Annotated in this window: 15 protein-coding genes and 1 pseudogene; 2 read left to right on the forward strand and 14 right to left on the reverse strand. The window is 66.7% G+C overall.

Annotated features, from left to right (window positions below):
• Positions 1 to 17: 17 nt before the first annotated feature.
• The gene (locus LKE50_00200; GenBank protein MCH3967065.1) at positions 18 to 4,295 is read right to left on the reverse strand and encodes an InlB B-repeat-containing protein; all 4,278 of its coding nucleotides are present in this window, start codon (positions 4,293 to 4,295) and stop codon (positions 18 to 20) included.
• Positions 4,296 to 4,538: 243 nt separating this feature from the next.
• Between LKE50_00200 and LKE50_00205 the strand changes: the two genes are divergently transcribed.
• Together LKE50_00205 and LKE50_00210 are read left to right on the forward strand one after the other, a co-directional pair.
• A complete protein-coding gene (locus tag LKE50_00205; protein ID MCH3967066.1) occupies positions 4,539 to 5,705 on the forward strand; it encodes a flippase-like domain-containing protein in 1,167 nt (388 codons plus the stop codon).
• A gap of 202 nt (positions 5,706 to 5,907) precedes the next feature.
• Positions 5,908 to 7,206 carry a DUF4143 domain-containing protein gene (locus LKE50_00210; protein MCH3967067.1) on the forward strand — a complete coding sequence of 433 codons (1,299 nt, stop codon included), beginning with the start codon at positions 5,908 to 5,910 and terminating at the stop codon, positions 7,204 to 7,206.
• Positions 7,207 to 7,306: 100 nt separating this feature from the next.
• Here LKE50_00210 and trpA read toward each other — a convergent pair whose 3' ends face one another.
• The 13 genes and pseudogenes from trpA to LKE50_00275 all read right to left on the reverse strand — a co-directional run bounded on the left by trpA (position 7,307) and on the right by LKE50_00275 (position 24,233).
• Positions 7,307 to 8,110 carry a tryptophan synthase subunit alpha gene (gene trpA, locus LKE50_00215; protein ID MCH3967068.1) on the reverse strand — a complete coding sequence of 268 codons (804 nt, stop codon included), beginning with the start codon at positions 8,108 to 8,110 and terminating at the stop codon, positions 7,307 to 7,309.
• Positions 8,107 to 10,005: a tryptophan synthase subunit beta gene (gene trpB / locus LKE50_00220; protein ID MCH3967069.1), complete on the reverse strand. Its 1,899-nt coding sequence runs from the start codon at positions 10,003 to 10,005 to the stop codon at positions 8,107 to 8,109. Before trpB ends, trpA begins: the two co-directional genes overlap by 4 nt.
• Positions 10,002 to 10,787 (reverse strand): indole-3-glycerol phosphate synthase TrpC, encoded by a 786-nt coding sequence (gene trpC, locus LKE50_00225; GenBank protein MCH3967070.1) that lies wholly within the window; start codon positions 10,785 to 10,787, stop codon positions 10,002 to 10,004. Before trpC ends, trpB begins: the two co-directional genes overlap by 4 nt.
• Entirely contained in the window at positions 10,784 to 11,824 is a 1,041-nt protein-coding gene (trpD, locus tag LKE50_00230; GenBank protein ID MCH3967071.1) for an anthranilate phosphoribosyltransferase, read from the reverse strand. The genes trpC and trpD overlap by 4 nt, the downstream gene beginning before the upstream one ends.
• Before the next feature lie 72 nt (positions 11,825 to 11,896).
• Positions 11,897 to 12,478, reverse strand: coding sequence for an aminodeoxychorismate/anthranilate synthase component II (locus tag LKE50_00235; protein MCH3967072.1), 582 nt, complete (start codon positions 12,476 to 12,478; stop codon positions 11,897 to 11,899).
• Entirely contained in the window at positions 12,475 to 14,001 is a 1,527-nt protein-coding gene (locus tag LKE50_00240) for a chorismate-binding protein (GenBank protein ID MCH3967073.1), read from the reverse strand. Before LKE50_00240 ends, LKE50_00235 begins: the two co-directional genes overlap by 4 nt.
• A 378-nt stretch (positions 14,002 to 14,379) precedes the next feature.
• Positions 14,380 to 14,739 carry a YccF domain-containing protein gene (locus LKE50_00245; GenBank protein ID MCH3967074.1) on the reverse strand — a complete coding sequence of 120 codons (360 nt, stop codon included), beginning with the start codon at positions 14,737 to 14,739 and terminating at the stop codon, positions 14,380 to 14,382.
• Positions 14,740 to 14,779: 40 nt separating this feature from the next.
• Complete coding sequence (locus tag LKE50_00250; GenBank protein MCH3967075.1) at positions 14,780 to 15,403, reverse strand: pentapeptide repeat-containing protein; 624 nt, start codon at positions 15,401 to 15,403, stop codon at positions 14,780 to 14,782.
• Between the two features lie 24 nt (positions 15,404 to 15,427).
• Complete coding sequence (locus LKE50_00255) at positions 15,428 to 16,264, reverse strand: tyrosine-protein phosphatase (GenBank protein ID MCH3967076.1); 837 nt, start codon at positions 16,262 to 16,264, stop codon at positions 15,428 to 15,430.
• Between the two features lie 83 nt (positions 16,265 to 16,347).
• Positions 16,348 to 18,472 (reverse strand): annotated as a pseudogene (ligA, locus tag LKE50_00260) (NAD-dependent DNA ligase LigA).
• Between the two features lie 99 nt (positions 18,473 to 18,571).
• Positions 18,572 to 21,376, reverse strand: coding sequence for an SMC family ATPase (locus LKE50_00265; protein ID MCH3967077.1), 2,805 nt, complete (start codon positions 21,374 to 21,376; stop codon positions 18,572 to 18,574).
• The gene (locus LKE50_00270) at positions 21,373 to 22,545 is read right to left on the reverse strand and encodes an exonuclease SbcCD subunit D (GenBank protein MCH3967078.1); all 1,173 of its coding nucleotides are present in this window, start codon (positions 22,543 to 22,545) and stop codon (positions 21,373 to 21,375) included. The genes LKE50_00265 and LKE50_00270 overlap by 4 nt, the downstream gene beginning before the upstream one ends.
• Positions 22,546 to 22,697: 152 nt before the next feature.
• Positions 22,698 to 24,233, reverse strand: a complete 1,536-nt coding sequence (locus LKE50_00275; protein MCH3967079.1) for a trypsin-like peptidase domain-containing protein — start codon at positions 24,231 to 24,233, stop codon at positions 22,698 to 22,700.
• Positions 24,234 to 24,391 lie beyond the last annotated feature (158 nt).

Below are 24,391 nucleotides of genomic sequence, written 5' to 3' on the forward strand. Positions count from 1 at the left end.
TCATGGAGGGGAGAGCCCTATCGACGGGCCCGCCGCCGGCCGATGAGCAGCGCGAGCAGGAAGGCCGACGCGCCCACCACGACGCCCGACCACAGGTTGGAGTTGCCTAGGTCGACACCGGTCGGAACGACGTCGACCTTGGTGTTCGTGTAGGCGACGGTGGTCTTCCCGGCCTGCGTGTCAGTCCCATAGGCCATCGTGCCCGTCACCGTGAGGCCATCGCCGCTGACGTTCGCCGACCCCCCATCGGGCAGGGTCGTGACAGGCGAGGCCGTATATCCGTCAACCGCGGTCTCCGTGACGGTATAGGTGGTTCCGAGGTCGACGTTCTCGAAGGTCGCGGTGCCGCCATCTGCCAGGTCTGCGGTCAGGTTCTCGACGATGCCATCCCGCGTGACCGTCACGGCGTAATGGAACTCCCTGGTCTTGTCGGCATAGTCCCCCGTGGTCGCCTTCGTGATGACAAGGGTCCCCTTGCGCGTGTCGACGGCCCATCGGGCATAGACGTCGAGGTTGCCGTCCACGAGGGCCGACGACTCGCGCATGGTGTCGGTGGCACCCACCGGCTTGGTGAAGTCGGTGTCGTAGTACCAGCCCACGAAGGTATAGCCCGCCTTCACCGGGGTGGATAAGGCGAGCGGCTCGCCGTAGAGGAGGTCCTTCGATTCGAAGAGCTTCGTGGAACCGTCAGAGTCATACATGTTGAGGGTGCCGCTCGTACGGGTGTAGTACAGGCACAGCACCAGGTTGTCATCGGCAGTGGTGATGGTGCCCGAGTCGTTGGAGAACGCGGTGACGCCATCCGCGTAGAACCCCTTGTACTCGTAACCCGCATAGGACGGATGGGTCACCGGGTCCGTGGGCAGCTCGGTGACCGAGGCGGGGAGCTCGCTCACGTTGACCGGGTAGGAGCTCGCGCTTGTCAGGGAGTACTGTGTCTTGTCCTCGGCATTCGTGCTATCGACGTCTTGGAGGTAGATCTCCACCTGATAGGAATAGCTGGCATTCTCCTGCCACAGCGCATAGTAGGTCTGGTCCGCCGCGGCGATGCGCGCACCCGCATCGTAGTCGGGACGGGTGGTGCTCGTCTGGTAGGCAGGGGCGACGGTGGTCCAGCCCATGAACGTGTAGCCATCACGGGTGGGGACGCCCGTGGGAGCGGAACCTATCACGTCGCCGTCATAGAGGTCGTCATGCTTCTCGTAGAGCGTGGTGTCCGTCCCATCGTAGGAACGGAAGGAGACCTTGTACGAGGGGTCCTTCTCGAAGGTGACACGGATGCTCACCGCCTTCGGGAGCTTGGTGACCAGGAGCGTGCCGTATGTCCTGTCGGCGTTCAGCGACAGCGTGGCCTGGGCCCCCGAGCTGTCATCAGGGTTGAGGGTCGTGACCGTCCCGTCGGCGACGGTGACATCCGTGACGTTGGTGTCCCCGGACGCCGCCGGACGTACCGTCGAGATGCCCGAGATGTGGTAATGGGGCTCGGCACGGAAGGCACCTGCAGCCGCGAAGGACGTCTGTGTCCCAGCCGTCCATTCGTACACGTCGCTCAGCTGGCCGTCGGGCACGTCCTCGGCCGTGGCCCCCGAGGTGACGGAGACGGAACCCCCGCCGGAGGTGATGATGCTCGCGAAGGGCTGCTTGGCAAAACGGGCCGTGAAGACCGTGGCCCCCTCGATGGGGACGGTCGAGTAGTCATAGGCATAACCAGAGCTCGTCGTCTCGTCATCATAGGTCGTGACGTAGCTCCACCCCGTGAAGAACCAGTCATCGGCGGTTTCGGCGGTCACGGTCACGGTACCGCTAGCCACCTCCTGGCCGGTGGCGACATCCTGTGTCGTGGTCCCTCCCACGGTGCCTCGTGCAGCATCCTCCGAGACGAACGTGACCTTGTAGGTGATCGGGTCGTAGAGCACGCGGATGAGCGTGCCGTCCGCGTCGGGAAGGGCATAGCCTTTAGGCATGTCAGTCCAAGTGACCCCACTATCGGTGCTGTACTGCAGCTTGTTGAACTTATAGCCCGAGAAGGACCTCTCGATGCCAGCCTGGTCGATGACGGTGCCGGCGTAATCGACGTCATCCGTACGAAGCGTCTCGTCCTCGGCATAGTCGGACGTCCCCTTAAACCAATACTGCACCTGGTACTGGGATCCGCCCAGCACATAGGTGGAATCGGTCGAGTTCCAGACGATGAGGCGGGCATTGTCCTCCCCGCGTGTCACGCGGTCATGTGAGAAGTAGGCGATGTCGCTCGTCTCGGTGAGGGTATAGGCGGTCGACCCCGTCGTCGTGCTTTCCGCAGCGCCCTTCACGCAGAGCTCGCCCTTGGCACCATCGCGAGTGATGATACCGATGGAGCTGCCGTCAACGAGCGCTCCCTCCACCTCGACCGAATAGGTGGAGAGGAGGTTGCTTCTGTTGTAGACCTCGGTGTTGGAGATGAGGCCGGCAGCGGTCTTGTTGTCCTTGACGACGACCTTGCCGCTGACATAGATGTGCGAGCCGGACTTCGTCATACCGATGCCACCACCCAGCGCCTGGCGGCCACAGACGTTCCCTGTGATGGTGACACCGTCACCGAGGTGGAGGTACGGGGTCCCATAGTTGCCCATGAGCAGGATGCCGCCACCATCGGCGGTCGAAGACGTAGCTGTGTTGCCAGAGATGGTCGTGTTGGTGATGGTGAGAGACGCGGTGTTGTTGGTGTCGATGCCACCTCCACCGGCGGCGCAGACGTTGTCCGAGATCGTGCAACCGTTGATGGCAGTGGGCCGCCCATAGGTCTCGAGCCCGCCGGCACGGGCCGTCTTGGCCTCATTGCCGGTGATGGTGCAGTTGGTCAGAGTGGCACCGCAGGTATAAGCTCCTCCAGCATATTTCGTGGCAACGTTGTCCTTTATCGTCACGTCGGTCATCTTGAGACGGTCAACGCCACCGGTCGTACCATCCACAAACAGGCCACCACCGCTGTTGCCCGACGTACATGACGAGATAGTCACATCGGCCATGGTCGCCGATGCGGCAGACGTGCCAAGGTATACCCCACCGCCGTTGCCACTCGAGGAACAGTTCTCTATCGTCAGCGACCTCTCGGCTGTCCCCTTGATCGTATTGATCGGCGCGCCGCTTGTGATGGCTCCTCCCTTGCCTCCGGATGACGTGCAGTAGCTGAACGCAGAGTTGGTCACCTCAAGCGAGCTCGAATCGGATGGAATGTAGATGGCTCCACCATCACTCGCGGCCGAGCAACCCGAGCCCTCCTTGCCGAACGTGCAGCCGTCCACGCTCACGGAAGTGGTCTGCTCGCAGCTAATGGCACCTCCGGTGGCGGCGGTGCAACCATAGAACTCGGAACTCCGCACCGTGAGGGACCCGCCATTGCCAACATAAAGCGCACCGGCCGCCGAACCCGTCGTCACACATCCGTTGAATTTGCAGTCGGTCGCCGTGACGGTGCCGTACGAGAGGACAGCGCCACCGAACCATGCAGAGCAGCCGTCAAAGGAGCAACCGGTGAGAGAGAGCGTATTCACGCCCGGCTGGCCATAGAAGACGCCACCTCGCCGCTGATCCCCACCGCTGATCTTTGTGTTGTTGATATTCTGGAAGGTGCAATTCGTAACCGTTATCGCTGAGTTGGCCGCAGTCATGCCGAAGGCATAGCATTGGGCTCCCATGGCCGTCCCGCCGCCATCGACCACCAGGTTGTCCAACGTGAGGGTGTTCGCGGTGGTGACCTTCATCATCGGGTTTCCCGCTCCGACAGCACTGGTGCGGTTAATCTGGCACTTCACGTTGCCCGTGGCCGTCAGGTCAGTGGTGAGCTTGACGGCCTTGCTCGCAAGCGTGATACATGAGGGTAGGTCATACGAGGCCACCAACATCTCGATGGTGTCGCCGTCAGCAGCAGCAGTGAAGGCCGCTGCCAGCGTTTCGTATGTCGTCGTCCCGATCTTGCACACCGCGTCGGCCTGGGGTGTGAGCTCGTCATCGGACTGGACCTGGAGCAGAGGGGTCGAGGCCTGTTCGGCGGCATCCGTGGTCGCCGTTCCATCGGCTTCGGTGACGGCAGCGGCGAGCGTCTCCGATGATGCGACGGCAGTCGTTGCCGCCCCTTCCCCCGTGATGGCTGCGTCCGATGTCAGGACCGTCTGCGACGAGGAGGGGTCGACGGACTCCTGGGCTGCCACAGGCACGAGCACGACCGAGGTGAGGCCGATGACGAGGGCAAGCAGGAACAGCAGGACAGGAAGGGCAGACGTACGCCTCGCCCCACCTCTGTCCTGCCTGCGCATGGCCAGCCCTCGTCTCAGAATCAGATAGTCCAATGGTCACAATATATTATTATCCCTTTTTCACGTCCCCTGCACCAGATGATTCCGCCTGATATCAGGGAGACGCGTGCCAGGAGGGCGCCTACGGACGCAACTCGGACGGTCGGCACCCGACTCGTACGTATTCCCTGAACTCCCAGGGGTATCATCAGGGACACCACAGCAGCGCACGATGACGTATGACCGAGGAGGTGCATGGACGTCATGGCAACGAGACACCATGCTCCCAAGGTCAAGGTCGGTGACGAGGAGGACCAACGCAGGGGCCAGGCCCGCAAGGGCGCCGCCTTCATCGGGGTGGTCCTTCTTGCCTACGTGCTCTACCTCGTCCTCACCGGTCAGATGGGCAGCTTCGTCGACGCCCTCGGCAACGTAGACGGCGGGTGGTTCGCAGGTGCCGTCGTCTGCTGTGCGCTCTATTACGTGTTCGGCGTGCTCGCCTATGTCATCGCCGTGTGGCTCGACCCCGACTCGCCGGTGGGCATCCGCGACCTCATGAGCGTGGAGGCATCAGGTCTGTTCTTCGGCAACCTCACGCCCCTCATGGCGGGCTCGGTCCCCGCCCAGATCTTCCGCCTCATGCGCGCCGGCCTCGACGTGGGCGAGGCCACGGCCACGCAGCTCACACGCTTCCTCATGTTCCAGTTCGCCGAGGTGCTCTTCTCGGCCCTCATGCTGGGCCTGCGCTTCCAGTTCTTCGTCGACACCTACGGCGACATCCTCTACCTCAACCTCATCGTGTTCTGCCTGCACCTGCTGCAGCTCGCCTGCTTCCTCGTGATCTGCCTGTGCCCCAGGTTCGTCACCAAGGTGGGCAACGCCGGCATCCGCTTCCTCGAGAAGCATGGCTGGTTCAAGAAGCAGCTCAACTACTCCGAGCTGTATGAGATGACCAACACGCAGGTCTCGGAGTTCTCGGCAGCCTTCCGCAACGCCGCGAGCCACGTGCCGAGCATGCTGCTCACCTGCCTGGTCACGATGATCCAGCTGGGGTGCCTCTACTCCATCGGCTTCTTCGTGGTGAACGCCTTCGGCAACCACAGCATCGACTACCTGTCGTGCCTGGCCGCCGGCTCGATGGTCGAGCTCCTGGCAAACGCGGTGCCCCTTCCTGGCGGCACCGGCGGCGCAGAGGGCGGCTTCGCCTTCTTCTTCGGTCCCATGCTCGGTGGCCAGGCTGCCGCCGCCTTCATCGTCTGGCGCTTCCCCGAGTTCATCATGCCCACGGCCATCTCGGGCCTGCTGCTGGGTCTGCGCAGCTCCCATCAAGAGAGCATCCGTCACCGTTGGGACCGCATGGTCCACGGCCACGGTCGCGTCGCACGCTTCGTGCCCAGGAAGGCCCCGAAGCGCATCCACGTGGGACACTGAGCCGGACCACCTCTGCTCTTGGGCGGGCACGCATGGCATTATCCAGGCCATTCTCACGTCATGCTGTTCGGAGATGTGCGGCAGCGAGGCAGGTGGCTTCACTGGCTCACGAACTGGTAATTCCGTGCTAGATATAACATTATTTCCGGAAATAATGTTATTATGACGACATTATTTCCGGATTGGCTAGAAGGTGAGCCCTATGCGACGCAAGGTTTCTGATGCCCTACGAGCCTGGAAAGACTCTCCCACCCGCAAGCCGCTTGTCCTCAACGGCGCACGGCAGACGGGCAAGACCTACTCCGTGCTCGAGTTCGGGCACGACTCCTTCGCTCAGATGCTCCACATCGACTTCTCCGCCCGAAGGGACCTCTGCGCGCTGTTCGATGGTGACATCACACCTGAGACGCTCCTCCCCCAGCTTGAGGCCGCATGCAGGATGTCCATCGACCCCCAGACCACGCTCATCTTCTTTGACGAGGTCCAGGCATGCCCCCGCGCACTCACCTCGCTCAAGTACTTCTGCGAGCGCACGCCGGAATACCACGTGATTGCCGCTGGTAGCCTGCTCGGCGTCGCGCTGGGCCGACGGAACTACTCGTATCCCGTCGGCAAGGTGGACGTTCTCGCCATGCACCCGCTCGACTTCGAGGAATACCTCTGGGCTCACGACGAGGGGCGGCTCGTCGAACTCATCAGAGCCTCCTATGCCGATGGCTCCGCCCTCGGTCTGCATGACCACGCACTCGAACTCTACCGTGATTACCTGCTGGTCGGAGGCATGCCCGAGGCGGTACATGCCCATGTCGAGGGGCAGGGACCGACTCAGGTGCGGACCATACTGGCGACCATCACGGACGCCTATCTCGCAGACATGACAAAGTACGCGAGTCCCCTGGATTCCGCCAAGATTCTCAACGTATGGCGAAGCGTGCCTGAGCAGCTTGCCAAGGAGAATCACAAGTTCCAGTATTCGACCATCGCCAGCTCTGCGCGGGCCCATCAATACGAGGCTCCCATAAACTGGCTCCATGCGGCAGGGCTCGTGTCGTTCTGCTATCGCGTGAGCGAGGGAAGGAAGCCGCTCAGGGCCTATGCCGAGCACGACTTCTTCAAGCTCTATCTGCTAGACACCGGTCTGCTCACGCAACTCGAGGGTCTAGATGCAAACGACCTTGCGCCAACGGCGGACAAGGGCTCGCGCTTTCGCGGCGGAGTTGCCGAGAACTACGTCATGCAGCAGCTCGTGGCGAACGACCTCGATCCTTTCTACTGGGGAACCAGCAGCAAGGCCGAGGTCGATTTCGTCATCCAGCTGGAAGGCGAGGGAGCGGTGCCCGTCGAGGTCAAGTCGGAAAGGAACGTCACCTCACGCAGCCTGGAAGGCTATCGCAGGCGATACGATCCTCCAACGGTGATTCGCCTCTCCACCAAGAACTTCGGATACAAGGACGGCATCAAGAGCGTGCCGCTGTATGCCGCGTTCTGCCTGGGGACGTGAGACTGATCCCCTGCCAAGCCGGAAGGCTCAGCAGGGAACGTGCTTCTGTCAGCTTCCGCGCCATCCATCAGACTCCGCCCGCAAGACGGCTGGGGTATGCTCACCCGACTGCGGCCTTCATCTGGCGGACGTAGTCGGCGACCCTCCCGACCATGTCGTCGCCACCCGCGTCGACCATGCGGACGATGGCCGAGCCCACGATGGCGCCGTCAGAGAGCGCTGCCATATGCGCTGCCTGCTCGGGGGTCGAGATGCCGAAGCCCACGGCCACCGGCACGTCCGTGACGCTGCGCACGAGCTCGACCATCCCTCCGATGTCCGTCGTGATGGCGCTCCTCACACCCGTGACACCGAGCGAGCTCACGCAGTAGATGAACCCCTTGGCCTGGGCCGCGATCATCCTGATACGGTCCTCGGATGTCGGGGCGATCATCGAGACGAGCTCGACGCCATGTGCGGCAAAGGGCACCGCGAACTCCTCGCGCTCCTCGAAGGGGACGTCCGGCAGGATGATGCCGTCCACACCCACCTCGCCGGCGCGCGCGGCGAACGCCTCGATCCCGCGCGAGAAGATCACGTTGGCGTAGGTCATGAACACCAGCGGCGTGTCATAGTCACGCCGCAGGCGCTCGACCAGTGCGAAGACGTCGTCGGTCGTGGTGCCGGAGGCCAGCGCCCTCACGTCCGCCTCCATGATGGTCGGCCCCTCGGCCGTGGGGTCCGAGAAGGGAATCCCCAGCTCGACCAGGTCGGCACCGGCGTCGATCATGGCACGCACGAGCCGCTCGGTGGTCTCCATGTCTGGGTCGCCACAGGTGACGAAGGGGATGAACGCCTTGCCCCTCTCGAAGGCGCGACCGCACCCGCGCGTGCCCTTGGTCCTGTCCGAAGTAGATGCGCTCATTCCGAGATGTCCTCTCCACGATAGCGGGCGATGGCGGTGCAGTCCTTGTCGCCCCTGCCCGACAGGGTCACGATGATGCTCTGGTCCGGACGCATGGTAGGGGCCAGCTTCATGGCATAGGCCATGGCATGCGCGCTCTCGATGGCGGGGATGATGCCCTCCATGCGGCTCAGGTACTCGAAGGCGTCGACCGCCTCGTCGTCGGTGATGCCCACGTACTCGGCACGGCCGATGTCGTGCAGGTAGGCATGCTCAGGGCCCACGCCCGGGTAGTCGAGTCCTGCCGAGATGGAGTAGACCGGCGCGATCTGCCCGAACTCGTCCTGGCAGAAGTAGCTCTTCATGCCGTGGAAGATGCCGAGCCTGCCGGTGTTGATGGTGGCCGCGGTCTCCGCCGTGTCGATGCCGCGACCGGCCGCCTCGCACCCGATGAGGCGGACGTCGGGGTCATCGATGTAGTGATAGAACGAGCCGATGGCATTGGAGCCGCCACCGACGCAGGCGATGATGGCATCGGGCAGCCTGCCCTCGGCCTCGAGGATCTGGGCGCGGCTCTCACGCGAGATCACGGCCTGGAAGTCACGGACCATCGTGGGGAACGGGTGCGGCCCCATGACCGAGCCCAGGCAGTAGTGGGTGTCCTCGATGCGGCTGGTCCACTCGCGCATGGCCTGCGAGACGGCATCCTTGAGGGTCGCCGTGCCAGTGGTCACCGGCACCACCTCGGCCCCCAGGAGCCTCATGCGATAGACGTTCAGGGCCTGGCGCTCGCAGTCGACCTGACCCATGAAGACCACGCACTCCATGCCGAAGAGGGCAGCGGCCGTTGCCGTGGCCACGCCGTGCTGCCCTGCACCCGTCTCCGCGATGAGGCGGGTCTTGCCCATGCGCTGGGCGAGAAGGGCTTGTCCCAGGGCGTTGTTGATCTTGTGGGCGCCGGTGTGGTTCATGTCCTCGCGCTTGAGGTAGACCTTGGCACCTCCCAGGTCAGCCGTGACGCGCTTGGCCAGGGTGAGTCGGCTGGGACGGCCAGCATAGCCGTCGAGCAGCTCCTTGAGCTCGGCGTTGAAGGCAGGGTCGTCCTTGTACCTCTTATAGGCGGCCTCGAGCTCAATCACGGCGTTCATGAGCGTCTCGGGGATGTACTGGCCGCCGTGGATGCCGAAGCGTGCCGGCATGTCTGTGGTCTCTGGCATGGTGCTCCTCTCGGATGGGTGGTGCTCGGTCGTTGTCGATGGTTCGTCATGGGCAGGAGCGGATGGCAGCGTCCTGCCGTGTGCGGTGCGTACCGCCGCCAGGATGCGGGCGGGGTCCTTCACGCCGTCGGTCTCCACGCCGGAGCTGAGGTCGACGCCCCAGGGGTGCGTGAGGTCGATGGCCTCGGGCAGGTTCTCGGGAGAGAGACCTCCGGCAAGGAGGAAGGGACGCCCGAGGTCGGCCGCGAGCGACCAGTCGAAGGCCTCGCCCGTGCCGCGGCCGTTGTCGAGAAGGACGAGGTCGGCAGAGCTCCTTCGGGCCGCCTCCAGGTCCTGGGCCCCGCGGACGACGAAGGCCTTCCAGACGACGCATCCGGGTGCGAGCACGCGGAGCCGCACGATGTAGGCCTCGTCCTCGGACCCGTGGAGCTGTGCGACGTCGATGGTACCGTCCGCGAGGAGTGCCGCCACACGCTCCGCGTCCTCGTCCACAAAGACGCCCACGAGCGGGACCCGGCCGGCAAGGCGCTCGTGGATGGCACAGGCCTGGCCCGCGCCCACGCACCGGCGGCTCCCCTCCCAGAGGACGACGCCCGCATAGTCCGCCTCGGCCGCGAGCACGGCGTCGGCATCGGTCGGGCCCATGAGCCCGCAGACCTTGATGCGCACGGAATCGGTCCGTGCCCCCCGGCTGCTCATCGGGCCGCCGCCTCCCTCATCCGCGCCATCGTCGCCGCACGGTCGTCGCTCCTCATGAGGAACTCCCCCACGAGCGCCGCGTCGACCCCCTGCGAGACGAGGCCCTCGAGGTCCGCCGCCGCGCCCACGCCGGACTCGGCCACGAAGAGGACGTCGTCGGGGACGAGCCGTCGGAAGCGCTCGGCCCGGTGCGGGTCCACCGTGAAGTCGCGCAGGTCACGGTTGTTGACGCCGATGATGCGGGCGCCAGCGGCCAGGGCGCGCTCGACCTCGGCCTCGTCGTGGGCCTCCACGAGGGTGTCGAGGCCGAGCTCGTCCGCGAGGGCGAGGCCATGGGCCAGCTCGGCGTCATCGAGGATCGCGCAGATGAGCAGCACCGCGTCCGCCCCCATGAGTCGTGCCTCGTAGAGCTGGTAGGCATCGACCGTGAAGTCCTTGCGAAGCATCGGGCAGGTCACCTGCCCGCGCACCGCGCGGAAGACGTCGTCCGACCCCAGGAAGCGTGAGGGCTCGGTGAGGCACGACACGGCGTCGGCGCCCGCCGCCTCGTAGTCGGCCGCGATGGCACGGTAGTCGAAGTCCGGGTCGATCACCCCCTTGGAGGGGCTTGCCTTCTTGACCTCGCAGATGAGCGAGAGCCCCGGCTTGGCGAGCGCCGCGGCAAAGCCCAGCGGGCGCCTCGGGAAGGCAAGCACCTCCGCACGCAGCTCAGACTCCGGCACGCGCTCGCGTGCCGCGGCGACCCTTCCGCGGGCCGTGTCTGCCAGCTCGTCGAGGATCATCGTGCGTCCTTGGGCGCGCACGCCTGGGTGGCAGCCACGAACTCGTCGAGCTTGGCTAGGGCGGAGCCGTCGTCGACGAGCGCGGCGGCCCGCTCGATGCCGGCGGCCATCGTGTCGGCGTGACCGGCGACGTAGAGGGCGGCGCCGGCGTTCATCAGGACCGCCGTGCGGCGGGGCCCCTGCTCGCCGGACAGGACCGCGCGCACGATCGCCGCGTTCTCGTCGGGCGTACCACCTGCCAGGTCGGCCCTCTCGCAGCGCGTGAGGCCGAACTGCTCGGGCGTCACCTCGATCGTGCGATAGAAGCCGTCCCGCACCTCGCAGACCATCGTGGGAGCCGAGGCCGATATCTCGTCCAGGCAGTCCGTGCCGTAGACCACGAAGGCCCGGCGGACGCCCAGGTCGGTGAGCACCTTGGCGAGCGGCTCCGCCAGCGCCCCGTCATAGACGCCGAGCACCATGTAGGCGGGGTGGGCCGGGTTGGTGAGCGGCCCCAGGATGTTGAAGACGGTGCGGATGCCCAGCTCCCGACGGATGCTGCCGACGAAGCGCATGGAGGCGTGGTACTTCTGGGCGAAGAGGAAGCACATCCCCACCTCGTCCACCATGCGGGCCGCGTCCGCCGGCTCCACGGCGATGGTGGCGCCGAGGGCCTCCAGGCAGTCGGCCGTCCCGCACTGGCTCGAGGCCGCGCGGTTGCCGTGCTTGGCCACGCGCACGCCGTCGGCCGCGATCACGAAGGCCGAGGTGGTGGAGATGTTGAAGGTCTGGGCGTTGTCTCCGCCCGTGCCTACGATGTCGAGCACGTCAGGTCCCGCGTCCACGGCCAGGGCGTGGTCGCGCATGGCCGCGGCCGAGCCCGAGATCTCGTCGATCGTCTCGGCGTGGGTCGACTTGGTGGAGAGAGCCGCCAGGTAGGCGGCATTCTGCACCTGTGAGGTCTTGCCGTCCATGATCTCGCTCATGACCTGGTAGGCCTCGTCATAGTTCAGGTCCTGCTTGTCCACGATCTTCTTGATTGCCTCTGCGATCATCATCGGTCTCCCCCTTGCGGCCGCAGCCGCGTCGTCCGTATGCGTATTCCGTACCGTCCTGCTCACGGGTCGCCCTCACCATCGCCCGCCTGGCGGGAGCGCCAGGAAGTTCCCGAGCATGGCCGCCCCCGCAGGGGTCATGATCGACTCGGGATGGAACTGCAGCCCGTAGACGGGCAGCTCCGTATGGGCGACGGCCATGACCTCCCCGTCATCGGCACGGGCGGTCACGCGCAGGCAGTCGGGCAGCGTCCCCTCCACGACCGCGAGCGAGTGGTAGCGCGCCACCGTGGCCGGCGAGTCGACGTCTGCGAAGAGAGGGCAATCTCCATCGAGCTCGCAGGTCGACTGCTTCCCGTGCATGAGCTTCGAGGCATGGTCCACCGTGGCGCCGAAGGCGACGCAGATCGCCTGGTGTCCCAGGCACACGCCCAGGACGGGGGTCTCGCCCATGCCGGCAGCCACCTCGCGGCAGATGCCGGCGTCCTCGGGGCGACCCGGTCCCGGCGAGAGGATCACATGGGTCGGGGCCAGGTCGCGCACACCCGCGAGGTCGAGCTCGTCGTTGCGCACGACGGTGACGTCCGGGTCGATGGCTCCCACCATCTGGAAGAGGTTGTAGGTGAAGCTGTCGTAGTTGTCGACGATGAGGATCATCGGTCCAGACCTCCCTGCGCGGCCTCGAGCGCCTCGACCACGGCTCGGGCCTTGTTGTGGCACTCCTGGTATTCCTTCTCGGGCACGCTGTCGGCCACGATGCCGGCACCGGCCCGCACGTACACGCGGCCCCCTCGGTGGTAGGCGAGCCTGATGCCGATGCAGACGTCGAGGTTGCCCGTGAGGTCGAGGTAGCCCACCGTGCCTCCGTAGATGCCGCGCCGGTCGCCCTCGAGCTCGCGGATGACCTGGCAGGCGCGGATCTTGGGCGCACCCGAGAGGGTGCCTGCGGGCAGCAGCGACCCGACGGCGTCGAGCGCGTCGAGCCCGTCGCGGATGCGGCCTCGCACCGAGGAGGCCAGGTGCATGATGTGCGAGTAGCGCTGCACCTCGAGGTGACGCTCCACGGACACGCTCCCGAACTCGCTTATGCGGCCGAGGTCGTTACGTCCCAGGTCCACGAGCATGTTGTGCTCGGCCAGCTCCTTCTCGTCGGCGAGCAGCTCGGTCGCCAGGGCCTCGTCGGCCTCGGGGGTGGCCCCACGGGGACGGCTCCCGGCGAGCGGGAAGGTATGGAGCACGCCGTCCTCGAGCTTGACGAGGGTCTCGGGGCTGGCACCTGCCAGCTCGAGGTCGGCGCTCGCCAGGTAGAACAGGTAGGGAGAGGGGTTGGTCGTACGGAGCACGCGATAGCAGTCGAGCAGGCTCCCCTCGAAGTCCGCGGCAAGCCGGTTGGAGAGCACCACCTGGAAGATGTCACCCTCCTGGATGTGGCGCTTGGCGGCCGCGACCATGTCGCAGTAGGCGGCCTCGCTGAAGCGGGGCGTGAGCGGGCTCGTCATGCGGCCGGGTACGGACGTGGCAGGCTCGCCATGCCTCACGAGGTCGCGGAGGCGGAGAAGGTCGGCGCAGGCTCGGTCGTAGGCCTCGGCGACGCGCGTCGGGTCGGACACGTCGACGTTCGCCACGAGCACGATCTTCTGGCGGTATGAGTCATAGGCGACGACGCGCTCGAAGAGCATGAGGTCGACGTCGTTGAAGCCCTCGTCATCCGTGGCATCGGGCAGGTCTGGCAGGGCTGTGGGCTCCACGTGCCCGAAGTACTCGAACGAGAAGTACCCCACGAGACCGCCGGCGAAGGGCGGCATGCCCTCCACGCGAGGCGCGCGATGCTCCGCCAGCACGCGACGGATGACCTGTGCCGGGGGCTCGTCGAAGGTCCGCTCCGTGCCGCCCTCGCGCACATGCGTCCCGGCACCACGGCACGAGAGCTCCAGCGAGGGGTCGAAGCCCAGGAACGTCCAGCGGCCACGAGCCGCCCCCGGCTCGGCCGACTCGAGCAGGTAGCAATGGCCGCTCACCCGCTGCAGGCGACGCAGGCACTCGATGGGACTGGCCACATCGGAGAGCATCTCGCACGCGATGGGCACACGGGCGTAGTCCCCCGCGGCAGCGAGGCCCGACACCTCGTCGAGCGAGGGTGCGACCCTGACGTTCCTCTCGGCCTGGTCCTCTTCGCGCATCTCGGTCCCCTTCCTTGTCAGGTCAGGGAAGACAAGAAAGAGCCCACCCCTGACTGTGTAGTCAAGGGCGGGCTCTCTGAGCTCGCGGTGCCACCTTGATTCACGGGGGAGGACCCCCGTGCGCTTAGTAGGATACCGACATATCCCTGGCAGCTCACGCGTGCCTGACGTCGTGGATACTGAGTGGGCAAGCCACCGTTCCCCGCGCCCTCAGCGGCCCATTTGCTGGTTTGGGTCCGGCCTGGATCTCACCACCCCAGGCTCTCTTTGCGTCCATCGCCAGCGTTACTTCCGCTTCATAGGTTTCTTGGTGCTATTCGATTGGTTGGCAGTCTAGGAGCATCAGGCGCCGATGTCAAACGACGATGTCGGCGCCCTCTACACGACCTCGGCCCCGAAAGGCATGAGGGCGAGCTTTGCCTGCTTGAAGCACTGCAGGCCGAAGGGGATCCCGATGATGGTGACGCAGCAGACAGCCCCTTGGATGAGGAAGGCGATCGCCAGCTCGACACCGCCGAAGACGATCCAGAGGACGTTGAGGAGGAACGAGCCGGCTCCCCCACCGTAGCTGACCTCACGGCCGAAGGGCAGGAACGAGAGGCTTGCCAGCTTGAAGCACTGCGTCCCCACGGGGATCCCTACGATGGTGATGCACCAGATGAGTCCCACAAAGGCCCAGGCCAGCCCTTGCCAGAGCCCGCAGAGGACGAACCAGAAGACGTTGCCGACCGTAGACATGACGCCCACCTCTCCCTGCACCGCATGGGTGCATGTCGACTCAGACGATGGTGACCCCCAACAGCATAGCAAGCCCCACGGCCTGCTCGGGGCTCACCTTGGCGCCCTTGAGCTCACGGAAGTCCTCCGATACCGAGATGCCGTCGATGGTGCACCCCGAGAGGTCGACCCCCTTGAGCGACGTCCTGAAGAAGTCGGCGCGCGTGAGGTCCACGCCATCGAGACGCGTGTGCTTGAGGCGGGCCTCCTGCACGAAGGCCTCCTTGCAACGGGAGTCGGTGATGCTCGTGCGCTCGAGGATGGTCTTGCCGAGGTTGGCGTAGACGGCCGAGCAGCCATCGAGCGAGCAGCCGCGGAGCAGGGCCTCGACGAGCTCGATGCCGTCGAGGCGGCAGCTCCTGAGGGAGCACCCCACCCACCAGGTCCCATGGGCCTTCGCGTTGGAGAGGTCGCACCCCTTGAAGGTGCAGTTGGTGAGGCTCGCGCGCTTGAGCTGGACCCCCGAGAGGAGGCAGTGGTCGAAGGTGCAGTCGGTGAACTCGGCCTGCGTGAGGTCCACCGCAGTGATGGCGTCCGCGGGGTCATCCGTCGAGAGGTCCTCCCCCGTGAAGGTGAGGCCCTCCGCATAGTTGCCGCCCTCGGCCAGCGCTTCGATCATGGACATGTGCGTCTTCCCTCCTGTGTGGCCTCAGACGAGATAGCGTGAGCGCAGGAGGGCGATCTGGTCATCTCCCACGCCGATGACCTCCTTGAGGTAACCGAGGAGCGACCCGTGCTCGGCCTCGGCATGGTCGAAGACGTGTCCCATGAACGCAGGCCAGGCACCTGCCACCTTATGGACCACGGCCTGCACGTCCTTGTCGTCCGTGAGGCTTGCGATGTAGGCATCGACCTCGGCGATGTCTGCCGCCTTGGCCTCGTTGGTGATGAGGTAGTCCCTGATGACGTCCTCCCGGCTCACGCCAAGCGCCGTGAGGAGGAAGGCCGAGGCCATGCCCGTTCGGTCCTTGCCACCCGTGCAGTGGGCGATGAGGGCGCCCTCGTCACACCCGCACACCAGGTCGAAGAAGGTGTGGTAGGCGGCGATGGTATAGGGGTCGGCCAGCATCCTCACGTAGATGTCATCGGTGATGAGGCCCTCGTCGACGATCCTGAAGAGGCTCAGCATGGCCGACTTGCGGTCGGAGAAGTTCCCGCCGGCGAAGACCTCGTAGACGAAGCCCTCCCGTGACTCGTCGAAGACATGGAGCGTGACCTGCCGCACGCCCGGGATGTCGGGGTCCGGTCGGCTCTTGATCTCGGGGGTCGTACGCAGGTCGATGACAAGGGAGAGGTCGAGGTCGTGCTCGAGGATGCGCATGCCCTCCTCGGTCGCGTCGTCAAGGTCGCCCGTGCGCAGGAGCAGCCCCCTGCGCACCTGACTTCCGTCCGCACCGACATATCCACCCATGTCACGCGCGTTGTGGACGTCGGGCAGGGTGATCGCCTGTGTCGAGAAGGTCGCGCCTTTCGTGGCATCGCTCATGCGTCTGCTCCGTCTTCCGTGCCACCGGCTGCGAGGGCAGGCGGCACTCCCTTGGTCCGGGCCTCAGGCCCCTTGTCGGGGGATGGAAGCCCCCCGCTGGTCAGGATCTGGTCGAGCGCCGCCTCGTCGAGCACCGGCACGCCGAGGCCCTGGGCCTTGGTGAGCTTGGAGCCGGCGGCAGCACCGGCCACCACGTAGCTCGTCCTCTTCGAGACCGACCCCGACACCTTGGCACCCATCGCGCGGAGGGCGTCGCCCGCCTCGTCGCGGGTGTGGCGCTCGAGCGAGCCCGTGAGGACGAAGGTGAGGCCGACCAACGGCTGGGGACCTGCCTCCTCGCCGGCACCCTCCTCCTCGAGGGAGACGTGCGCCTCACGAAGCCGCTCGATGACGGCGAGGTTCTCGGGGACGGAGAGGAACTCCCGCACCGAGGCCGCGATCTTGGGCCCGACGCCGTCGATGTCGGCGATGTCGTCCTCGTCTGCGGCGAGCAGGGCCTCGAGCGCGCCGTAGTGCTTGGCCAGGGCCGCAGCCACGCTCGCCCCCACGTGCCGGATGCCCAGGCCGAAGAGCACCCGTGAGAGCCCGCGGGACTTTGAGTCCTCGACCTGGGACCATCACCTTGGCGGCGATGGTGGCACCCACCGTGATGGTCTCACCTGCCACCGAGACCCGGCCGGTATCGAGATGGGTGAGGTCATCCTCGGTGAGCCTGTCATAGAAGTCGGCGACGTCGCCCACCAGCCCGGAGGAGACCAGGTGTGAGATGAGCTCGTCCCCCAGGCCGTCGATGTCCATGGCCTTGCGGCTGGCCCAGTGCACGAGCCGCTCTTGGGCCTGGGCCGGGCAGTCGATGGAGACGCAGCGATAGGCGACCTCGCCCTCCTCGCGCATCACGGGGCTGCCACAGCTGGGGCAGGCGGCAGGCATCTTGAACTCCGGCGCGTCCTCGGGACGGAGCTCGGGCACATGCCCCACGACCTCGGGGATGACGTCGCCCGCCTTGTGGACCACGATGGTGTCGCCCACACGCACGTCCTTGCGGCGTACCTCGTCCTCGTTGTGGAGGGTGGCACGTGCGATGGTCGATCCCGCGACCACGACCGGGTCGAACTCCGCCACGGGCGTGAGCACGCCGGTACGACCCACCTGGATGCGGATGTCCCGCAGCACGGTGCGCCTCTCCTCGGGCGGGAACTTGAACGCGATGGACCAGCGAGGCGCACGCGCCGTGAAGCCGAGCGCACCCTGCTGGGCGAAGGAGTCGACCTTCACCACCACCCCGTCGATGTCGTAGTCGAGGTCGGCTCGATGCGCCAGGGCGTTCGCGCAGAAGTCGTGGACCTCCTCGTCGGACGTGCACCGGGCGACGTTGGGGTTCACATGGAAGCCGCAGTCGCGCAGCCACTGCAGGAACTCCCATTGGCTGGTCACGTGGAGCGGCGTGGTCGAGGCCACGGCGTACATGAAGGTCTCGAGGTCGCGGTGGGCCGTGATGGCCGGGTCCTTCTGGCGGAGCGAGCCGGCGGCGGCGTTACGCGGGTTGGCGAAGGGGTCCTGCCCCGCGGCATCGGCCTCCTCGTTGAGGCGGACGAAGCTGTGCTTGGGCATGTAGACCTCGCCGCGCACCTCGACCGAGACCCCGAGGCCGTCGTCGTCGGTCTTGGCGAGGCCCGCATGCGCGAGGTGGGCCGGCACGTCGTGGATGGTGCGGACGTTGGCCGAGACGTCCTCGCCCGTGGTGCCGTCGCCGCGCGTGGCGGCCCTCACGAAGCCACCGCTCCGGTAGGTGATGGCCACCCCCAGGCCGTCGATCTTGAGCTCGCACGTATAGGCCACGGGGTCGGCCTCGGTCGCCCCGAGCGCCTCGTCCGTGCGGGCGAGCCACTCGTCGAGCTCGCCGAGGTCCATGGCATCGTCGATGGAGTACATGCGCTGGGCATGACGCACCGGCGTGAACTGGCGCGAGACGAACCCTCCCACGCGTTGCGTGTAGGAGTCAGGCGTGACGAGTTCGGGATGGAGGGCCTCGATGTCCTGCAGCTCGCGCAGGAGCCGGTCGAACTCGGCGTCGGTGACGGAAGGCTTGTCGAGGGCATAGTACTGGTAGGCATAGCCATCGAGAAGGTCACGCAGCTGGGCGGCACGATCGGCAGGCGTGGCCGCGGGCCGTTCCTGCCGGGCGTCGCCGCCCCCGAAGAGCGCCATCTGGTCCGCGTCCTGCTCTGACATGCCGTCCCCCGTGGGTCGCGTCGAACGATACGTTGTCATCCTACCCCAGCGACGGCATGGGTCGGGGCGCGTCCCCTATCCGCAGACCACCTCCGCGACGCTTCCCCCGGACTCCCTGGTGACCCGCACCTGGTTGGGGATGCGGTCCTCGAGCTCGGCCACATGGCTGATGACGCCCACCAGGCAGTCCGCCGAGGCGAGCCCCGAGAGCACGTCCATGACGGCCTCCAGCGTATCGGGGTCGAGCGTGCCGAATCCCTCGTCGATGAAGACGGAGTCGATCTGGACGCCACCGGCGACGCGCTGGGCATAGTCTGACAGGCCGAGCGCGAGCGACAGCGATGCCTCGAACGACTCGCCACCCGAGAGGGTCCCAGCGGGCCTCGAGGCCCCCGTGCGATGGTCGAGCACGTCGATGCCGAGGCCGGCCTTGGCAGAGCCCTTCTCGTCCGCCCTACGGACCAACTCGTAGTTGCCGTCCGTCATGCGCGAGAGACGCTGGTTGGCACAGGCCAGGACCTGGTCGAAGTAGAACCCCATCACATAGCGCTCGAAGGAGAGGCGGGAGGTTCCGGAGAGCTGTCCGTTCGCGACGCCAGAGAGGCGCGAGGAGGCCGCGGACGCCCTCTCGAGCTCGATGAGGCGTGGACAGGCCCCCTTGACCTGGCCGAGCACCTTGCGGCTGGACATCAGCAGCCCCTGCTCTGCGGACAGGGATGCCGCGGCCTCACGCTCGGAGGCGGAGGCCTCATCCATCAGGCCACGAGCCTCGTCGAGGTCGGGCGCCTGGTCCTCCTGGGAGAGTCCGAGGGCATCGCGCCGGCGCCCGCGCTCGGCGAGCGTCGAGCCGGCAGCGGCCTGAGCGGCGGCCGCGGAGAGGTCGGCCTTCCGGGCATCCTCGAGGGCATCCTCGATGGCGGCCCGATGCCTTCTGATGTCTGCGAGCTCTGACGTCGCGGAGGCCGCATCGGGAAGGGGCAGGTCACGGGCCAGAGCCGAGGCACGCTCGCCAGCCGTCGCCACGGTCGCGGAGGCCGCGGAGACGGCGTCCCTCGCGGACGAGAGCGAGTCCTGCGTCGTGGCAAGGTCCCGCTCGAGGCCACCTTGACGCCGCTCGATGCCGTCAAGCTCCTCCTTTGCCCGATCGAGCTGCTTGAGCCGCTCGTCGAGGCGACGGTAGTCCTCGGCCACCCGGTCTCGCTCCGCATGTGCCCTCGCGAGCGCGCCCCGCACGTCATCAGGGGTCACGTCGGGGAGGAGCCCGGCGGCACGGGCGAAGGCCGTGCGCGTGTGCTCGTCGAGCGTGGCCTTCTGGGAGGCCGCGTCCTGCTGCGCCTGGGACTCGGCCTCGACGGCCTCGTCGAGTGCCGTCCGCAGGGCATCGACCTCCTCGCGCGAGGGGGCGTCGGTGCGCGCCGACGCCGGGCGGGGATGCTCGCACGAGCCACAGACGGGACAGGGCTTTCCCGTGACGAGGCGCGACGCGAGGAACGAGGCGTCATCCGCCATGTAGGCGGCGAAGGCCGAGTCCGAGGCCGAGCGCGCGGTCGAGGTCGCGGCAGCAAGGCCCCTCGCCGCATCGACCGACATGGCGAGGCTCCCCCGATCGTGGTCGACGGCCTCGAGGTCATCGATGAGCGCACGGAGGTCCTTGCCCCGCTCGAGGGATGCGGCACGGTCCGTGACGCACGACTCGCGGTCCCTCACGACGGCCGGGAGCTCCTTGAGGCGCGCACGGTCACGGGCAAGCCCGTCCGCGACCGTGGCAGCGTGCGCCTCGAGCTCCGACAGGGCGGCCTTGGCCGTGACGTGGGTGGCCTTGGCCCTCTCGAGCTCCGCACGCGCCCTTCCCAGCTCGTCATAGCGAGGGAGGGCCTCGGCCAGCGTCTGCTCACGGCTCACGAGCGCGGCATGGCCGTCGTCGAAGGCGGCCTGCGCCTTGGCGAGTCCGTCCGCGGCGGCAGAGCGGGACACGTCCGCCGCATGAAGCGCCGCTGTGGCGTCACGGACGTCATTCAGGGCCTTCACCTGGTCCTGCGCCGTGGTGAGGGCCGCCTTTGCCCGGGAGCTCGCCACACGCGTCGCCTCTGCCGCAGCCGAGAGGCGCACCTCGGCTGCGACCTGCTCGTCGACGACGCCGGACACCGCATCCTGCCAGTCGGCGGCCACGAGCGAGGGGCGGGTGCCACCCTCCCTGAGACGGGCGACGAGGTCTGCCGCCTCGGTCGAAGCATCACCCAGGTCGAGCCCCTCGACCTGGGTGTCGAACGCCACCCGGGCGGCCTCGAGCTCACGCGCCGAGGATGCGGCCCGCGCCTTGAGCAGGTCCTGGAAGCGCATGATCCCCTGGGTGCCGAAGATCCTGCGCATGACCTTCTCGCGTTGGCCCGGCTCCGCACAGAGCAGCTCGCGGAAGGCCCCCTGGGCGATCATGGTCACCTGGCAGAACTGGTCGTACTCGAGACCGAGCAGGTCACAGACCGCCGAGTCCATCGCCTTCTGGCTCGAGGCGAGGACGTCGTCGCCGCACTCGAGGCTCATCGTGGTCGTGTACTCGACGGCATCCGCATCGTTGCGCTTCTTGACCCTCCTGCTATGGCGTCGGGCCACGTACGTGCGGCCCGCCTGCTCGAAGGTGAAGGTGACGCCGCTCAGCGCCGAGGCATCGGCCAGCTGGCTACGGAGCGACTCGCTCGGGCGGTCGGCGCCCGAGGACCTCCCGTACAGGGCATACGTAATGGCATCGAACAGCATGGTCTTGCCAGCACCCGTGTCACCGCAGATGAGGAAGAGCCCATGGCTGCCCATGGACGAGAAGTCGATGACCTGCTCGTCCGCATAGGGGCCGAAAGCCGAGAGCACGAGCCTGAGGGGTCTCATCGGGCCTCGCCTCCCAGGGCCTCGTCGAGCGTGGACGCCACGACCGCCTGTTCGTCAGCCGTGAGGGGCTGGCCGGCCTGGTCCTCGTAGAACTCCGAGAAGAGCTCGGGCAGCTCGGCATCGTCGACCTCGGTCGTGGCAGCCACGGCGGCGCCTGCCGCCGCCGTACGTGCGTTGTCGAAGGTCACGCCCACCAGGTTGGCCCAGACGGACCGAAGGCGCTGCGCCACGTCGAGCGGCTCGTCGTCATCGGTGACGCAGGCGGCCACGTAGTCCTGACGGCGGTCCTCCGACTCGGCCGCGCCCCTCTCCTTGAGCTCGTCGAACGCCCCCCGCTCGACCCGGAACGCATGGAGCGGCTCCACGGGCACGCAGCGTATGCCGGGCTCCGCGCCCCGTGCCATGTCCACGACCGCGACCGACTTGGGATAGGGGACCTCCGAGGTCGAGAATGCCAGCGGGCTTCCGGCATAGCGCAGCGTCTCGCGGCCCACGCGCTGGGGCCTGTGGACATGTCCCAGGGCGACGTAGTCGAAGCCGTCGAAGACGTGCGCATCCACGTTGTCGAGCGTGCCGAGGCTCATGCGCTCGGAGTCGCTCCGGTCGGGCTCCGAGCCGCCGGCTGTCACGAACTGGTGCGCGACCAGGACGTTCCTGCAAGACTCGGCGTACTCGGGGCGTGCCCGCACGTCATCGAGCACGAGACGGACCGCATCGTCATACGAGAGGGGCCCCTCGACCTCCGACCCCCGCGCACGGCCCCAGGCGCGGACGTCCGCGGGACGGACGAAGGGCAGGAGCCAGAACGTGACGTCCTCGCATACGACGCGGGGCACGTCACCGGTGAGCTCGCCTGCCACATGGACGCCCGCATCCTTCGCAAGCCGTGCCCCATACCCGAGACGGACCCCCGAGTCATGGTTGCCCCCGATGGCCATGAGGCATACGCCCCGCTCGGCCATCCGGCACACGAAGCCGTCCCACATCGAGACTGCCGACTCGGGCGGTATCGGCGCGTCGAAGACGTCGCCTGCGACCACCAAGGCATCCGCCTGCTCGCTCATGACGAGGTCGGCGAGCCAGCCCAGGAGATGGGCCATGTCCCCCTCGAGCGAGAGACCACCCAGCCTCTTGCCTATGTGCAGGTCTGCCGTATGGATGAAGCGCACGGGCGTCCTCCTGTCCCCTTGTGTGAGCCCATGCTATCGCACGCCCGGGACATGAGTCGACGTCCTTCTCGCCAGACCGATGTCCAGGGACGAGAAAGCGGCCCGGCACTGGATGCCGGGCCGCCCGAGTCACGCCACATGCACGAGGACGGCTACGCCGAGACCTCGGAGGTATCGAGGGGCTCGATGGACGCCACGTATGATTCGGTGCCATCTGACGAGGCCTGGTCGGACGAGCTGGACGAGGACGACCTGCTGTCCGAGCCATAGGAGCCCGTGGACCCGTTGGAGCTGCCAGAGCCGTTCGAGCTGCTGGAGCTACCCGAGTTGCCATACCCCAGACCGTTCAGGAGGTTCTCGAGCGAGTTGCTCGAGCCCGAGTTCGAGCTGCCTGAGCTCGAACTGCTCGAACCAGAGCTGGAGCTGGAGGAGCTCTCCTCCTTCTGCAGCTCCTCGTCGGAGCCCAGGGTGACCGAGACCGTCATCTGCTGGCTGCCGCGCGTGAGCACCACGTCCACCACGTCACCCGTCTTGTGGCTGCGCACCGCGAGGATCAGGGCGTCGGCGGACTCGACGTCATCGGATCCCAGCTTCGTGATGATGTCGCCCTTCTGGATGCCCGCCGTCGCAGCGGGGCTCCCGTCGGTGACGGAGGACACGTAGGCGCCCTGGTTCACCGAGAGGTTGTTGCTCCTGGCGTTGTAGGCGTTGACCGTCTGCAGCGAGCAGCCCAGGTAGGCATGGGTGACGGTACCACCCGAGATGATCGTGTTGGCGACCTCCACCGCATAGTTGCCGGGGATGGCGAAGCCGACCCCCGAGCTCGAGCCGCTCTCGCTCTCGATGATGGAGTTGATGCCGACGAGCTTGCCCTCCTTGTTCACGAGCGCGCCGCCGGAGTTGCCAGGGTTGATGGCGGCATCGGTCTGGATGAGGTTGGTGTAGATGGTGTTGCCGCTCGTGGACTTGAGCATCGTGGAGCGATAGAGCGAGCTCACGATGCCGTCAGAGACGGACTGGTCGAGGCCGAAGGGGCTGCCGATCGACATGACCCACTCACCCACGACGAGCGAGTCGGAATCCCCGACCTCGATGGGCGTGAGCGTGGCATCGCCGGGGTCGATCTTGACGACGGCGAGGTCGCTCGACTCGTCCGAGCCCACGACGGTGCCGTCATAGCTGTTGCCGTCGACGCTCACCGAGATGGTCTGGGCGTCCTCGATCACGTGGTAGTTGGTGAGGATGTTGCCCGAGGTGTCGAGGATCACGCCGGAGCCGATGCCTGTGGAGGAGGAGGTCGTGATCGTGATGGAGACCACCGAGGGCAGGCACTTCGCCGAGACGGCCTCAGCCGTCGTGGCCTCCGTGTCCGAGGTCGTGATGTCGATGGTCTGCCCCGCCGAGCTCGACGACGTCGAGGTCGAGGAGGAGCCGGTCTTGATCACGCCTGTGAACATGAGCACGGCCACGAGGGCAGCCGCACCCGCGATGCCGCAGATGACGCTCACCAAGACCGTGCGCACCGTGTGGGAGCCGCCCTTCCCCTTGTGCTTGCCGCCGTCACCCGAAGGCTGGGCGACCGGCTGCTGCCAGGCCTGCGCCGTCGGCTGCTGCGCGGTGGCGTTGGGGTCCTGTGACCCTGCCATGCCCGATGGGACGGGAGGACGGTTGCCGTTGGTCGTTTCCACGTTTGTTCCCTTCTATCGATTCCCCCGCCTGAGGCAGGGGATTCATCCTTGCGAGCGTGAGGCAGGGCTGCCCCGAGGGAACCCTCCGACCATCGTTGTACCCCTTGTGCTCCGCATGAGGCCGTCCCACACGCCATGAGCATGGGAGGGGGACAACG

It is taken from the genome of Atopobiaceae bacterium (assembly GCA_022483015.1).
Classification (GTDB): Bacteria; Actinomycetota; Coriobacteriia; order Coriobacteriales; family Atopobiaceae; genus JALCUE01.